Raw genomic sequence first — 14,547 nt, 5'->3', positions numbered from 1 at the left:
TGTCCTGCACCAACTGGCGGCGTACCGGGCACATTCCCGGGCGCTGGCACGCAGCTGCCCGAGGGGTCGTGCCGGCAACGTACCCGAATCGGACGGCGGCGGGCAGGTGCACCGACACCCGTGGGGCGGCACGTCCCGCGTCGCTTCTGTCGGACTCCCGCCCTACGGTCGGTGCTGACCCGCTCACGTCCCGCACCCAGTCCATCCGGCACCCGGTCATCGGTGCCCCTGCCGCCCGGAGGTAGCCGTGCTCCCCGACAACGCCCGCGAACTGAAGGCCCGGTTGTCCAAGCGGCTGAGCGAGGTACCGCCGTCCAGCGTCGTCGCCAGCTCGGTCGACGGGCCTGGTCGGTGGAGCGGGGTCGCCCTGGGCCTGACCCCGGTCACCGGGGGTCAGGTGCACCTGGCGATCCGGCTGATCGAGCCGGCCGACGCCGAGGTGGTGCTCGCCGGGCTGGACGCCGGCGCCCGGGACGAGGTCGACGTCCGGGTCATCGGCCCGGTCCGGCCACTGAGCTCCCCCACCTCCGAGGAGCTGCGCAGGCGCGGCCGTCCGTTGCGGCCAGGATCGTCGATCAGTCATCGGGACGTCACCGCCGGGACCCTCGGCGGGTTCGTCCGGCGCGCCGGCCGGGACGAGCTGCTGGTGGTGAGCAACAACCACGTGCTGGCCAACAGCGACGCGGCCACGGAGGGGGACCCGGTGCTCCAGCCAGGCGTCGCCGACGGCGGCCTCGAGACCGACCGGATCGGCGAGCTGACCTCCTTCGTCCGGTTCCGGAGCCGGCCGGGGAACCTCGTCGACGCCGCGGTCGCCGCCCTGGACCCGGGGATGGCCGTCGATCCCGCCGGCTACCCCGGGGGCCCGCTCTCCGCCGTGGTCGCTGCCGCGGACGAGACCGACCCCGAGGAACTGGTGGAGAAGGTGGGGCGCACGACCGGCCACACCCACGGACGGATCACCGCCGTCGAGGTGGACGGCGTCGGGGTGCAGTTCGACGACGTCGTGCACACCTTCGACGACCAGGTCGAGATCGAGGGCCTCACCGGCGCCTTCAGCGCGGGCGGCGACAGCGGGTCGGTGATCTGGCGCAGCCGGGACCGCGCCCCGCTGGGGCTGCTGTTCGCCGGGTCCACCACCGGCGGCAGCGCCGGGGGTGGCGTCACGTTCGCCAACCCGCTGGCCACCGTGCTGCGCGAGCTCGACGTCGAGTGGTTCGCGGGCTGAGTCGAGGAGCCCGCGGGCCGGGGAGCCCCGGAGGGAGGGCACCGGCGGCCCTTGCCCTGTCCTGATCCTGCGGGGAAGGGCACCATGGGTGGCATGACCGACCGCGCCTCCGCCCGGGCTGCCAAGAACGCACTGGCCTCCCGCTTCGCCTCCGACCCCGGTGTCGCCGGGGTCGGGCTCGCGCGGCAGGCCGCCGACTACGTGGTGCGGGTCGACCTGACCGAGCCGGGCGCCGGCGCCCGCGTGCCGGCCGACGTCGACGGCGTACGGGTCGTCACCCACGTGATCGGCACCGTCCGCGCCCTCTGAGCCGCCCCGGGGCCCCGCTCCCCCGCCAGGCCGTTACCGTCGCGGCACGTGGCACCGACGAGGGTGCCGCGAACGCCGAGGAGGGCGCGTGCGCATCGGGATCCAGGCCAGCTACGCCGGTGACTTCAAGCAGACCGCGGAGGAGATCCGCGACCTGGAGTCCGCCGGGCTCGACGTCGCGATGTGCGCGGAGGTGTACACGTTCGACGCGGTCAGCCAGCTGGGCTACCTCGCGGCCGTGACCGACCGGGTCGAGCTGATGAGCGGCATCCTGCCCATCTACAGCCGCACGCCCGCGCTGATCGCGATGACCGCGGCCGGCCTGGACTTCGTGTCCGGCGGCCGGTTCACCCTCGGGCTCGGCGCCTCGGGCCCGCAGGTCATCGAAGGCTGGCACGGGCTGCCGTACGACGCCCCACTGCAGCGGACGCGCGAGATCGTGGAGATCTGCCGCCAGGTGTGGCGCCGCGAACGGCTGGAGCACGACGGCAAGAAGTACCAGGTGCCGCTCCCGGCCGACCAGGGCACCGGCCTCGGCAAGCCGCTGAAGCTGATCAACACCCCGGTGCGGCCGCAGATCCCGGTGCTGCTGGCCGCACTCGGGCCGAAGAACGTCGAGCTCGCCGCGGAGATCGCGGAGAAGTGGGAGCCGATCTTCTTCCACCCAGAGCGCGCTGCCGACGTCTGGGGCGCCTCGCTCGAGGCGGGCAAGGCCAAGCGGGACCCCTCGCTGGGCGAGCTCGACGTCGTCGTCGGCGTGCCGGTGGCGATCGGCGAGGACGTCGACCACCTGGTCGAGGCGGTACGGCCGGGGATCGCGCTGTACGTCGGCGGCATGGGCGCCAAGGGCAAGAACTTCTACAACGACCTGGCCCGCCGGTACGGCTACGAGGCCGAGGCCGAGGCCATCCAGGAGCTGTACCTGTCCGGACGGAAGGACGAGGCGGCCGCCGCCGTCCCGGAGGACCTGGTGCGGGCTACCTCCCTCATCGGGTCGGAGTCCTACGTGGCCGAGCGGATCGCCGCGTTCGCGGAGGCGGGGGTGACCACGATCAACCTGCAGCCCCTCGACGACAGCCGTGAGGGCCGACTCCGCACGGTCGAGACGATGCGCCGCCTGGCCGGCTGAACCCTGGCGAACCGGGGACACCCGGCTCCTTGCGTCACGTGACGCGGCAGGACGCAGAGAGGCCCCGCACGCCGGCTGGCGTGCGGGGCCTCTCTGTCACTCACTCAGCGCATCAGCGCCAGTCGTACTCCTCGAGCCGGACGGCCTCGCCCGTGCCCTGACCGAAGACGTCGGGGCTGTAGTACTGCCCGTCGTCGTAGCCGGCCATGGTGTAGACGGCGGCGCGCGCCTCCTCGGTCGGCTCGACCGTGATGTTCCGGTAGCGGCTGATGCCGGTACCGGCCGGGATCAGCTTCCCGATGATCACGTTCTCCTTGAGCCCGAGCAGGCTGTCGCTCTTGCCCTGGATGGCGGCGTCGGTGAGCACCTTGGTCGTCTCCTGGAAGGAGGCGGCCGACAGCCACGACTCCGTCGCCAGCGACGCCTTGGTGATCCCCATCAGCACCGGACGGGCCGAGGCCGGCTCGCCACCCTCGGCGACCACCCGACGGTTCTCCGTCTCGAACAGTGTCCGCTCGACCAGCGCACCGGGCAGGAACTCCGTCGCGCCCGAGTCGATGATGGTCACCCGCTTCAGCATCTGGCGGATGATCACCTCGATGTGCTTGTCGTGGATCGACACGCCCTGGCTGCGGTAGACCTCCTGGACCTCGCGCACCAGGTGCAGCTGCACCTCACGCGGGCCCATGATCCGCAGCACCTCGTGCGGGTCGACAGCACCCTCGGTCAGCTGCTCGCCGACCTCGACGTGCCCGCCGTCCTCGACCCGCAGCCGCGAACGACGCGACAGCTTGTCGTAGACGACCTCGTCCGAACCGTCGTCCGGGTTGATGGTGAGCTTGCGGAACTGGTCGCCGTCCTCGATCCGGACGGTGCCGGCCAGCTCGGCGATCGGGGCCTTGCCCTTGGGGACACGGGCCTCGAAGAGCTCGACCACACGCGGCAGACCGTGCGTGATGTCGGCACCGGCCACACCACCGGTGTGGAAGGTGCGCATGGTCAGCTGCGTACCCGGCTCACCGATCGACTGGGCGGCGATGATCCCGACCGCCTCGCCGACGTCCACGAGCTTGCCCGACGCCAGCGACCGGCCGTAGCAGGTGGCGCAGGTGCCCAGCAGCGACTCGCAGGTGAGCACGCAGCGCACCTTGACCTCGGAGACACCGGCGTCGACGAGCTGAGCGATCAGCACGTCGCCCAGGTCCGCCCCGGCCGGGGCGATCTGGGTGCCGTCGGCAGCGACCACGTCAGCGGCCAGTGCACGGGCGTAGACGCTCGTCTCCACGTGGGCGTCACGGATGACCGTGCCGTCCACCACGGTGCCGATCGGCATGATCACGCCACGCTCGGTGCCGCAGTCCTCCTCGCGGATGATGACGTCCTGCGAGACGTCCACCAGCCGGCGGGTGAGGTACCCGGAGTCGGCGGTCCGCAGCGCGGTGTCGGCCAGGCCCTTGCGAGCACCGTGCGTGGAGATGAAGTACTCCAGCACCGACAGACCCTCCCGGAAATTGGCCTTGATCGGCCGCGGGATGATCTCGCCCTTCGGGTTGGCCACCAGGCCACGCATGCCGGCGATCTGGCTGATCTGCATCATGTTGCCGCGCGCGCCGGAGTTGACCATGACCCAGACCGGGTTGGTGGTCGGGAAGTTGTCGACCATGGCCTGGCTGACCTCGGCCCGGGCCCGCGTCCAGATCTCGATGAGCTCGGAACGACGCTCGGCGTCGGTGATGACGCCGCGCTCGTACTGCCGCTCGATCTTGCGGGCCTCGTCCTCGTGCCGCTCCAGGATCGCGGCCTTCACCGGCGGGGTGACGACGTCGTCGATCGCGATCGTCACGCCCGACCGGGTCGCCCAGCGGAACCCGGCCGACTTGAGGGCGTCCAGCGTCGCCGCCACCTGCACCTTCGGGTAGCGCTCGGCGAGGTCGTTGACGATCGCGCCCAGCGCCTTCTTCGGCACCTGGTAGTTGACGAACCGGTAGTCCTCCGGCAGGGCCTCGTTGAAGAGGACCCGGCCCAGGCTGGTGGAGACGACGGCCGGCCGGCCGGGCTCCCAGCCCTCGGGGGCCTCCCACGGGTCGTTCGGGCCGCTGTCGACGCCGAAGACCTCGTCGAGGCGGATCAGGACCCGCTCCTGCAGCCCGAGCACGCCCTTGTCGAAGGCCATGACGGCCTCGGCGGTCGTGGAGTAGGACTTCGGCCGCTCGCCCTCCGGCACCTCGACCGTCCCGGAGAGGGAGGTCAGGTGGTAGAGGCCCAGCACCATGTCCTGGGTCGGCGCGGTGATCGGGCGACCATCGGCCGGGCTCAGGATGTTGTTGCTGGACAGCATGAGGATGCGGGCCTCGGCCTGCGCCTCGGCCGACAGCGGCAGGTGCACCGCCATCTGGTCACCGTCGAAGTCCGCGTTGAACGCGGTGCAGACCAGCGGGTGGATCTGGATGGCCTTGCCCTCGACCAGCTGGGGCTCGAAGGCCTGGATGCCCAGACGGTGCAGGGTCGGCGCCCGGTTCAGCAGCACCGGGTGCTCGGTGATGACCTCTTCGAGGACGTCCCACACGACCGGCCGCGCGCGCTCGACCATCCGCTTGGCGGACTTGATGTTCTGCGCGTGGTTGAGGTCGACCAGCCGCTTCATGACGAAGGGCTTGAACAGCTCCAGCGCCATCTGCTTGGGCAGGCCGCACTGGTGCAGCTTCAGCTGGGGGCCGACGACGATGACCGAACGGCCGGAGTAGTCGACACGCTTGCCCAGCAGGTTCTGGCGGAACCGGCCCTGCTTGCCCTTGAGCAGGTCGCTCAGGGACTTCAGCGGACGGTTGCCCGGACCGGTGACCGGCCGGCCACGACGACCGTTGTCGAACAGCGCGTCCACGGACTCCTGGAGCATCCGCTTCTCGTTGTTGACGATGATCTCCGGCGCGCCCAGGTCGAGCAGTCGCTTGAGCCGGTTGTTCCGGTTGATCACCCGGCGGTACAGGTCGTTCATGTCGCTGGTCGCGAAGCGGCCACCGTCCAGCTGCACCATCGGGCGCAGGTCCGGCGGGATCACCGGCACGCAGTCCAGCACCATGCCCATGGGCGAGTTCTGGGTCTGCTGGAACGCCGCGACGACCTTCAGCCGCTTGAGGGCCCGCAGCTTGCGCTGACCCTTGCCGCTGCGGATGGTCTCGCGCAGCGAGACGGCCTCGGCGTCGAGGTCGAAGCCGGCGAGCAGCTTCTGCAGCGCCGCAGCGCCCATGCCGCCCTCGAAGTACTCACCGAAGCGGTCGCGGAGCTCGCGGTAGAGGCCCTCGTCGGCGATGAGCTGCTTGACCTCGAGCTTGCGGAAGGTGTCCATCACCTCTTCGAGGCGGTCGATCTCCCGCTGGGCCCGGTCGCGCAGCTGGCGCATCTCGCGCTCGCCACCCTCGCGCACCTTGCGGCGCACGTCGGACTTCGCACCCTCGGCCTCCAGCTCGGCGAGGTCGGCCTCCAGCTTCTGCTGGCGGGCCTCCACGTCGGCGTCGCGGCGACCCTCGAGGTTGGACTTCTCGGCGCTGATCTCGGCCTCGACGGTCGGCAGGTCGCGGTGACGCGCCTCGTCGTCGACGGAGGTGATCATGTACGCAGCGAAGTAGATGATCTTCTCGAGGTCCTTGGGCGCCAGGTCGAGCAGGTAGCCCAGGCGCGAGGGGACGCCCTTGAAGAACCAGATGTGGGTGACCGGCGCGGCCAGCTCGATGTGGCCCATCCGCTCACGACGCACCTTGGCGCGAGTGACCTCGACGCCGCAGCGCTCGCAGATGATGCCCTTGAAGCGGACCCGCTTGTACTTCCCGCAGTAGCACTCCCAGTCCCGGGTGGGACCGAAGATCTTCTCGCAGAACAGACCGTCCTTCTCCGGACGGAGAGTGCGGTAGTTGATGGTCTCGGGCTTCTTCACCTCGCCGTGTGACCACTGGCGGATGTCGTCACCGCTGGCCAGACCGATGCGCAGTTCGTCGAAGAAGTTGACGTCGAGCACTCGATGTACCCCTTTCCGGGGCTAGTTCTTCGCTTCTAATCGATGAGGGTGTGGGGCCGGCCGGCCCGGACTCGGTCAGGGCCGGCCGGCGGCCGATCAGACGTCTTCGACGGACGACGGCTCGCGACGGCTGAGGTCGATGCCCAGCTCCTCCGCGGCCCGGAAGACCTCGTCGTCGGTGTCACGCAGCTCGATCGCGTTGCCGTCGCTGGAGAGGACCTCCACGTTCAGGCAGAGCGACTGGAGCTCCTTGAGCAACACCTTGAAGGACTCCGGGATGCCCGGCTCCGGGATGTTCTCGCCCTTGACGATCGCCTCGTACACCTTGACGCGGCCGAGGATGTCGTCGGACTTGATGGTGAGGAGCTCCTGCAGCGCGTAGGCGGCGCCGTAGGCCTGCATCGCCCAGCACTCCATCTCACCGAAGCGCTGACCACCGAACTGCGCCTTACCACCCAGCGGCTGCTGCGTGATCATCGAGTACGGGCCGGTCGAGCGGGCGTGGATCTTGTCGTCGACCAGGTGCAGCAGCTTCAGGATGTAGACGTAGCCCACCGAGATCGGCTCGGGGAAGGGCTCCCCGGAACGGCCGTCGAACAGCCGCGCCTTGCCGGTCTCCTTGACCATCCGGTTGCCGTCGCGGTTCGGGATCGTCGAGCCCAGCAGGCCGATGATCTCCTCCTCCTTGGCGCCGTCGAAGACGGGGGTCGCGGTGCGGGTGCCCGGGGCGGCCTGGCGCGCAGCACCAGGCAGCTTTGCCGCCCACTCCGGGGTGCCCTCGACCTCCCAGCCGGTCTTGGCGATCCACCCGAGGTGGGTCTCCAGCACCTGGCCGACGTTCATCCGGCCGGGCACGCCCAGCGGGTTGAGCACGATGTCGACCGGCGTGCCGTCCTCGAGGAACGGCATGTCCTCCTGCGGGAGGATCTTGGAGATGACGCCCTTGTTCCCGTGGCGGCCGGCCAGCTTGTCGCCGTCGCTGATCTTGCGCATCTGGGCCACGTAGACCCGGATGAGCTCGTTCACGCCGGCGGGGAGCTCATCGCCGTCCTCGCGGGAGAAGACCCGGACGCCGATGACCTTCCCGGACTCACCGTGCTTGACCTTGAGGCTGGTGTCGCGCACCTCGCGGGCCTTCTCACCGAAGATCGCCCGCAGCAGCCGCTCCTCGGGGGTCAGCTCGGTCTCGCCCTTGGGCGTGACCTTGCCGACGAGGATGTCGCCGGGGACGACCTCGGCACCGATCCGGATGATCCCGCGCTCGTCGAGGTCGGCGAGAACCTCCTCGGAGACGTTCGGGATGTCCCGGGTGATCTCCTCGGCACCGAGCTTGGTGTCGCGGGCGTCGACCTCGAACTCCTCGATGTGGATCGAGGACAGGACGTCGTCCTGCACGAGGCGCTGCGACAGGATGATCGCGTCCTCGTAGTTGTGGCCCTCCCAGGGCATGAAGGCGACGAGCAGGTTCTTGCCCAGCGCCATCTCGCCCTCGTCGGTGCACGGGCCGTCGGCGACGACCTGACCGACCTCGACCCGCTGGCCCTCTTCGACCACCGGGCTCTGGTTGATCGAGGTGCCCTGGTTCGAGCGCTGGAACTTCAGCAGCCGGTAGGTCTGCCGGGTCCCGTCGTCGGCCATCACGGTGACGTAGTCGGCGGTGGAGTCCTCGACCACACCGGCCTTCTCGGCCACCACGACGTCACCGGCGTCGACGGCGGCACGCAGCTCCATGCCGGTGCCGACCAGCGGGGCCTCGCTGCGCAGCAGCGGGACCGCCTGACGCTGCATGTTCGCGCCCATCAGGGCGCGGTTCGCGTCGTCGTGCTCGAGGAACGGGATCATCGCCGTCGCGACCGAGGTCATCTGCCGTGGCGAGACGTCCATGTAGTCGACGTTCTCCGGGGCGAGGTCGGTGGTCTCCCCGCCCTTGGTGCGGACGAGGACCAGGTCCTCGGCGAACCGGCCCGACGCGTCCAGCGGCGAGTTGGCCTGGGCGACGACGAAGCGGTCCTCCTCGTCGGCGGTGAGGTAGTCGATCTGGTCGCTGACGGTGCCGTTGACGACCTTGCGGTACGGCGTCTCGATGAAGCCGAAGGGGTTCACCCGGCCGAAGGAGGACAGCGAGCCGATCAGGCCGATGTTCGGGCCCTCAGGGGTCTCGATCGGGCACATCCGGCCGTAGTGGCTCGGGTGTACGTCGCGGACCTCCATGCCCGCACGCTCACGGGACAGACCACCCGGGCCCAGCGCCGACAGGCGGCGCTTGTGGGTCAGGCCCGCGAGCGGGTTCGTCTGGTCCATGAACTGCGAGAGCTGGCTGGTGCCGAAGAACTCCTTGATGGAGGCGACGACCGGCCGGATGTTGATCAGCGTCTGCGGCGTGATCGCCTCGACGTCCTGGGTGGTCATCCGCTCGCGGACCACGCGCTCCATGCGGGAGAGGCCGACCCGGATCTGGTTCTGGATCAGCTCACCGACCGTGCGCAGGCGACGGTTGCCGAAGTGGTCGATGTCGTCGACGCCGTGGTCGGGCTCGCCGGCGTGCAGACGCACGACGTACTCGATGGTGGCGACGATGTCGTCCTCGGTGAGCGTGGAGGTGCCCTTGGGCACCTCGACGCCGAGCTTCTTGTTCACCTTGTAGCGGCCGACCTTCGCCAGGTCGTAGCGCTTCGGGTTGAAGAAGAGGTTCTCCAGCAGCGCCTGCGCCGACTCACGCGTCGGCGGCTCGCCCGGACGCAGCTTGCGGTAGATGTCCAGCAGCGCCTCGTCCTGGCCGGCGAGGTGGTCCTTCTCCAGGGTGGCCAGCATCGTGGGCGACCACTGGAAGTGCTCGCGGATGCGGTCCTCGGTCCAGCCGAGGGCCTTGAGCAGGACGCTGACCGGCTGGCGGCGCTTGCGGTCGATCCGGACGCCGACGGTGTCGCGCTTGTCGACGTCGAACTCCAGCCACGCACCGCGGCTGGGGATGACCTTGGCGCTGTAGACGTCCTTGTCCGACGTCTTGTCCAGGCTCTTGTCGAAGTAGACGCCGGGGCTGCGGACCAGCTGGGAGACGACGACGCGCTCGGTCCCGTTGATGACGAACGTGCCCTTGCTCGTCATCACCGGGAAGTCGCCCATGAACACCGTCTGGCTCTTGATCTCGCCGGTGGTGTTGTTCATGAACTCGGCGGTGACGAACAGCGGCGCCGCGTAGGTCATGTCCTTGTCCTTGCACTCCTCGAGCGACGCCTTGACGTCCTCGAAGCGCGGGTTGGAGAAGGACAGCGACATCGAGCCGCTGAAGTCCTCGATCGGGGAGATCTCCTCGAGGATCTCCGCCAGCCCGCCCACCGCGCCGGCCTGGTCCTCGGGAGCGAGGGTGGCCCGCCACGCCGGGCTCCCGACCAGCCAGTCGAAGGAGGCGGTCTGGAGCGCGAGCAGGTCCGGGACCTCGAGCGGCTCGCGGATCTTGGCGAACGAGACGCGCAGCGGCGCGCCGGGGATCTTCTGGTGGTCGGTGCCGCCGGTGCGGGGACCGGGCTGCACGTCGACCGCGGTGGTCGGGGTGCTGCTGGACTCGGTGGTGCCGGGGGTGATGCTGGTGGGGCGAGAGCCTGCCAAGATGCGTCCTTTCGAGGACCTCACGACGTGCGGGCGGTGGGTGCAGTTCGTCCTGGGTCGTCGTCGTTGTCGGCGAGGCTGACCGCGGATGCCTGCCCCGTCGGTACGGTCAACACGGGGTTCCCCGGAGCCGTTCCCGGGCACCCCTCGTGACCCGTCTCGGCGGGCTGGCAGTCAGAGGGCAGCGCAACAGGAGACCCTACCCCTGCTCAGCGCCGGTGTCCACGTCGGGCCGCCGCAGCGGCCGGGGACCCACCCACGAGGGGTGGCCGGTGCCCACCCGGCCCGGGAGCACTGGGCTCCGGAGGCGGAGCGCAGCGCCGCGGGATCGGGGGCGAGCGAGGCGAGTGCGCTGCCGATGATGCCAGTGCGGCAGCCCAGCGGGAACTGCCACGCCGGGACCTGTGGGTGAACGACGCGCCTACGGACACCCGGCCGCAGGCGACCGGCCACCCCGCCAGGGCCGACCTGGACGCACGACAGGGGCCGACCCACCGGAGTGGATCGGCCCCTGTCGTCAGTGCGGGGTGGTGCTACCCGGCCGCCGCGGGGGCCGGGGTGGTGCTACCCGGCCGCCGCGGGGGCGGCGGCCGGGCGAGGGGTCACTTGACGGTGACGGTGGCGCCGGCGCCCTCGAGGGCGGCCTTGGCCTTCTCCGCAGCGTCCTTGGCGACCTTCTCCAGGACCGGCTTCGGCGCGTTGTCGACCAGGTCCTTGGCCTCCTTGAGGCCGAGCGAGGTCAGGCCGCGCACCTCCTTGATGACCTGGATCTTCTTGTCACCGGCGGACTCGAGGACGACGTCGAACTCGTCCTGCTCGACCGGGGCCTCGGCGGCAGCGCCGCCACCGGCGCCACCGGCAGGCGCAACGGCGACCGGGGCAGCGGCGGTGACGTCGAAGGTGGTCTCGAACTCCTTCACGAAGTCCGACAGCTCCAGGAGGGTCATCTCCTTGAAGGCGTCGAGCAGCTCGTCAGTGGAAAGCTTGGCCATGGTGTCTCCTTGGGGGGTCAGTCGGTGCTGGCCGCGGAGTCCGCGGCAGCACTCTCGTCGGTGGTGGCCGGGGCGGCCTGGGTGGTGTCAGCAGCAGAGTCGGCGGGAGCAGCGTCGTCCGAGGCGGGAGCGCCCTCGGCCGGCTTCTTCTCCTTGAGGGCCTCGGCCAGTCGGGCGACCTGCGACAGCGGGGCCTGGAACAGCCCGGCTGCCTTGGTGAGGTTGCCCTTCATGGCGCCGGCCAGCTTGGCCAGCAGGACCTCACGGGACTCGACGTCGGCGAGGCGGGTGACCTCGGCTGCGTCGACCGTGCGGCCCTCGACCACGCCGCCCTTGATGACCAGCAGCGGGTTGGCCCGCGCGAAGTCACGGATGGCCTTGGCGGCCTCGACCGGGTCGCCCTCGATGAAGGCGATCGCGGTGGGGCCGTTGAGCAGCGGGGCCAGGTCGGAGTGACCGACCGAGTCCGCTGCCCGCTTCGTCAGGGTGTTCTTGACGACGGCGTAGCTGCTGCCCGCACCGAGGGAACGACGCAGCTCGGTCAGCTGCGCCACGGTCAGCCCGCGGTACTCGGTGAGCACGGCCGCGCTGGACTTCTGGAACCGCTCGGTGATCTCTTCGATCACCGCGGCCTTCGCCTGCGTGGGCATGGGCCTCCTCTCGTCTGTCGGGCGACCACCGGCGACGAGCGCCCGGGGAGATCGGGCCCGGAGACGAGGAACGCCCCGGCGCAGAGCGCACGGGGCGAGGGACGATCACGCTGCAGGGGCCGTGAGCCCGTGCCGTGACACGTTCGTCGAACCGTCCACCTGCGCGGGTCGTCCGGTGATCTCCGGACCTTCGATCGCACGCGGACGTGCGACGACCAGCGGTCTTGGGGGGAACAGCGGCAAGAGTACACGCCACCGCGGGCCCGGACGCACGAGGGCCCCGCAGCGCCGTGCGCTGCGGGGCCCTCGTGGAGACGGGGTCCGTCGATCAGGCGGAGGGCTCGTCCACGGTGAGGTTGCGGGTGCGGTTCGGGTCGACCTGGATGCCCGGGCCCATGGTGGTGGAGACGGTGACCTTCTTCAGGTACCGACCCTTGGCCGCCGACGGCTTGGCCCGCAGCACCTCGTCGAGGGCGGCGGCGTAGTTCTCCACCAGCTTGGCCTGGTCGAAGGACGCCTTGCCGATCACCAGGTGCAGGTTGGCCTGCTTGTCGACGCGGAAGTTGATCTTCCCGCCCTTGATGTCGTTGACGGCCTTGGTGACGTCGGGGGTCACCGTGCCCGTCTTCGGGTTCGGCATCAGGCCACGGGGGCCGAGGATGCGGGCGATCCGACCGACCTTCGCCATCTGGTCCGGGGTGGCGATCGCGGCGTCGAAGTCCAGGAAGCCGCCCTGGATCTGCTCGATCAGGTCGTCGGAGCCCACGACGTCGGCGCCGGCGGCCTCGGCCTCGGCTGCCTTGTCGCCGGTCGCGAAGACGATGACGCGCGCGGTCTTGCCGGTGCCGTGCGGCAGGTTGACCGTGCCGCGGACCATCTGGTCGGCCTTGCGGGGGTCGACCCCGAGCCGGATGGCGACCTCGACGGTCGCGTCGTACTTGGTGGTCGAGGTCTGCTTGGCCAGACCGGCGGCCTGCAGCGGGCTGTACAGCGCGTCCGCGTCGACCAGCTCAGCGACCTTGCGGTAGTTCTTGCCGTGCTTTGCCATGGTGGTTCTCCTTCCCCCCGGATCGGGGGTCGCGTGGTGCGCGGGCCTGGCGAGGCCCTCCCACGAGTGCTGGCCGGGTCCGCGTGGACCCGGGTGGTGCAACGCCGCCGTCAGACGGCGGCGACCGTCACTTGACGGTGATGCCCATCGACCGGGCGGTACCGGCGATGATCTTCTCGGCCTGCTCGAGGTCGTTGGCGTTCAGATCGGCCATCTTCGTCTGCGCGATCTCGCGGACCTGGTCGCGGGTGACGGTCGCGACCTTGGTCTTGTGCGGCTCACCCGAGCCCTTCTCCACACCGGCGGCCTTCAGCAGCATGCGCGCTGCCGGGGGCGTCTTGGTGACGAAGGTGAACGACCGGTCCTCGAAGACCGAGATCTCGACGGGGATGACGCTGCCGCGCTGCGCCTCCGTCGCGGCGTTGTACGCCTTGCAGAACTCCATGATGTTGACGCCGTGCTGACCGAGGGCGGGGCCCACGGGCGGCGCGGGGGTGGCCGCACCGGCGTTGATCTGGAGCTTGATGACCGCGGTCAACCGCTTCCTGGGGGGCATGACTTCCTTCTTCGTAACGGGATGGAACGGCCCCGTCGCAGGGCCCCGAGGCGAGTTTACGAGCGACGGGGGGCGACGGGTCCTTGATCAGATCTTGGTGACCTGGGTGAACGACAGCTCGACCGGCGTCTCGCGGCCGAAGATGGAGACGAGCACCTGGAGCTTCTGCTGCTCCGGGTTGATCTCGTTGATGGTCGCCGGCAGCGTCGCGAACGGACCGTCCATGACGGTGACGGACTCGCCGACCTCGAACTCGACCTCCGGCGCGGGGCCGGCGCTGGGGGCGGCCTCGGTCGCGGAGACCGGCTTGGCGGTCGTCGCCGGGACCAGCAGGTTGACGACCTCGTCGATGCTCAGGGGCGAGGGCTTGGAGGTGGCCCCGACGAAGCCGGTGACGCCCGGGGTGTTCCGGACGGCACCCCAGGACTCGTCGTTGAGGTCCATCCGGACCAGCAGATAGCCCGGCAGCTTCTTGCGGTTGACCTGGGTCCGCTTGCCGTTCTTGATCTCGGTGACCTCCTCGGTGGGCACCTCGATCTGGAAGATGTAGTCCTCCATGTCCAGCGACGTGATCCGGGACTCGAGGTTGGTCTTCACCTTGTTCTCGTAGCCCGCGTAGGAGTGGATCACGTACCAGTCGCCGAACTGCCCGCGCAGCGTCGAGCGCAGGGCCTCCGCCGGGTCCTCGTCCTCTGCGGCCGCGGCCTCGAGGGCCTCGCTGACGGGCAGGTCGTGGTCGGGGGCCGGCTCGGGCGACGGGTCGGCGGCCAGGGTGGCCGGCTCCCCGGTCTCGACGTCGGGGACGACGTCGGCGGCGTCGGTGCTGGTGTCCTGGTCGGCGGTGTCGGTCGATCCCTCGGCGGACCCGGTCTCGCCGGCGCCCGTCTCGAGGTCGGCGCTGCCGCGCACGTCCGCACGCGCGTCGTCGAGGTCGGTGCCCTCGACGGCGCTGTCGGTCTCGAAGGGCTCGCGGGGGTCAGTCACAGGGTCTCTTCCTTGTCGGGTGCGGTGCAGGCG

General features: G+C 70.2%; 10 protein-coding genes. 3 read left to right on the top strand and 7 right to left on the bottom strand.

What is annotated here, in order from left to right; genetic code table 11:
• Window positions 1-247 precede the first annotated feature (247 nt).
• From O2W16_RS12540 to O2W16_RS12530, 3 genes are all read left to right on the top strand, one after another.
• Window positions 248-1,228 carry a hypothetical protein gene (locus O2W16_RS12540; RefSeq protein ID WP_269159154.1) on the top strand — a complete coding sequence of 327 codons (981 nt, stop codon included), beginning with the start codon at window positions 248-250 and terminating at the stop codon, window positions 1,226-1,228.
• Between the two features lie 93 nt (window positions 1,229-1,321).
• Entirely contained in the window at window positions 1,322-1,537 is a 216-nt protein-coding gene (locus O2W16_RS12535) for a hypothetical protein (RefSeq protein ID WP_269159153.1), read from the top strand.
• 88 nt (window positions 1,538-1,625) lie between these two features.
• A complete protein-coding gene (locus O2W16_RS12530) occupies window positions 1,626-2,666 on the top strand; it encodes an LLM class F420-dependent oxidoreductase (protein WP_269159152.1) in 1,041 nt (346 codons plus the stop codon).
• 112 nt (window positions 2,667-2,778) lie between these two features.
• Here O2W16_RS12530 and O2W16_RS12525 read toward each other — a convergent pair whose 3' ends face one another.
• The 7 genes from O2W16_RS12525 to nusG all read right to left on the bottom strand — a co-directional run bounded on the left by O2W16_RS12525 (window position 2,779) and on the right by nusG (window position 14,514).
• Window positions 2,779-6,678 (bottom strand): DNA-directed RNA polymerase subunit beta', encoded by a 3,900-nt coding sequence (locus O2W16_RS12525; RefSeq protein WP_269159151.1) that lies wholly within the window; start codon window positions 6,676-6,678, stop codon window positions 2,779-2,781.
• Window positions 6,679-6,774: 96 nt separating this feature from the next.
• Window positions 6,775-10,284, bottom strand: coding sequence for a DNA-directed RNA polymerase subunit beta (rpoB, locus tag O2W16_RS12520; RefSeq protein ID WP_269159150.1), 3,510 nt, complete (start codon window positions 10,282-10,284; stop codon window positions 6,775-6,777).
• Between the two features lie 602 nt (window positions 10,285-10,886).
• Window positions 10,887-11,276 carry a 50S ribosomal protein L7/L12 gene (gene rplL, locus O2W16_RS12515; protein WP_269159149.1) on the bottom strand — a complete coding sequence of 130 codons (390 nt, stop codon included), beginning with the start codon at window positions 11,274-11,276 and terminating at the stop codon, window positions 10,887-10,889.
• A 17-nt stretch (window positions 11,277-11,293) separates the two neighbouring features.
• The gene (rplJ, locus tag O2W16_RS12510; RefSeq protein WP_269159148.1) at window positions 11,294-11,926 is read right to left on the bottom strand and encodes a 50S ribosomal protein L10; all 633 of its coding nucleotides are present in this window, start codon (window positions 11,924-11,926) and stop codon (window positions 11,294-11,296) included.
• A 328-nt stretch (window positions 11,927-12,254) separates the two neighbouring features.
• On the bottom strand, window positions 12,255-12,974 hold the full coding sequence (gene rplA, locus O2W16_RS12505; protein ID WP_269159147.1) for a 50S ribosomal protein L1: 720 nt from the start codon (window positions 12,972-12,974) through the stop codon (window positions 12,255-12,257).
• A gap of 127 nt (window positions 12,975-13,101) precedes the next feature.
• Window positions 13,102-13,530: a 50S ribosomal protein L11 gene (rplK, locus tag O2W16_RS12500; protein WP_036334253.1), complete on the bottom strand. Its 429-nt coding sequence runs from the start codon at window positions 13,528-13,530 to the stop codon at window positions 13,102-13,104.
• A gap of 87 nt (window positions 13,531-13,617) precedes the next feature.
• Window positions 13,618-14,514, bottom strand: a complete 897-nt coding sequence (gene nusG, locus O2W16_RS21680) for a transcription termination/antitermination protein NusG (RefSeq protein ID WP_269159146.1) — start codon at window positions 14,512-14,514, stop codon at window positions 13,618-13,620.
• Window positions 14,515-14,547: the final 33 nt, after the last annotated feature.

The sequence above is a fragment of the Modestobacter sp. VKM Ac-2984 genome, from assembly GCF_026967985.1.
Lineage (GTDB): Bacteria > Actinomycetota > Actinomycetes > Mycobacteriales > Geodermatophilaceae > Modestobacter.
The sequence above is the reverse complement of the archived record's forward strand: the minus strand, read 5'-3'. Positions and strand labels throughout refer to the sequence as shown.

Bases quoted from the DNA above. Each gene is read 5' to 3' on its own strand.
- O2W16_RS12535 (WP_269159153.1), top strand. From the start codon at position 1,322: ATGACCGACCGCGCCTCCGCCCGGGCTGCCAAGAACGCACTGGCCTCC.
- rplL (WP_269159149.1), bottom strand. From the start codon at position 11,276: ATGGCCAAGCTTTCCACTGACGAGCTGCTCGACGCCTTCAAGGAGATG.
- rplJ (WP_269159148.1), bottom strand. From the start codon at position 11,926: ATGCCCACGCAGGCGAAGGCCGCGGTGATCGAAGAGATCACCGAGCGG.
- rplA (WP_269159147.1), bottom strand. From the start codon at position 12,974: ATGGCAAAGCACGGCAAGAACTACCGCAAGGTCGCTGAGCTGGTCGAC.
- rplK (WP_036334253.1), bottom strand. From the start codon at position 13,530: ATGCCCCCCAGGAAGCGGTTGACCGCGGTCATCAAGCTCCAGATCAAC.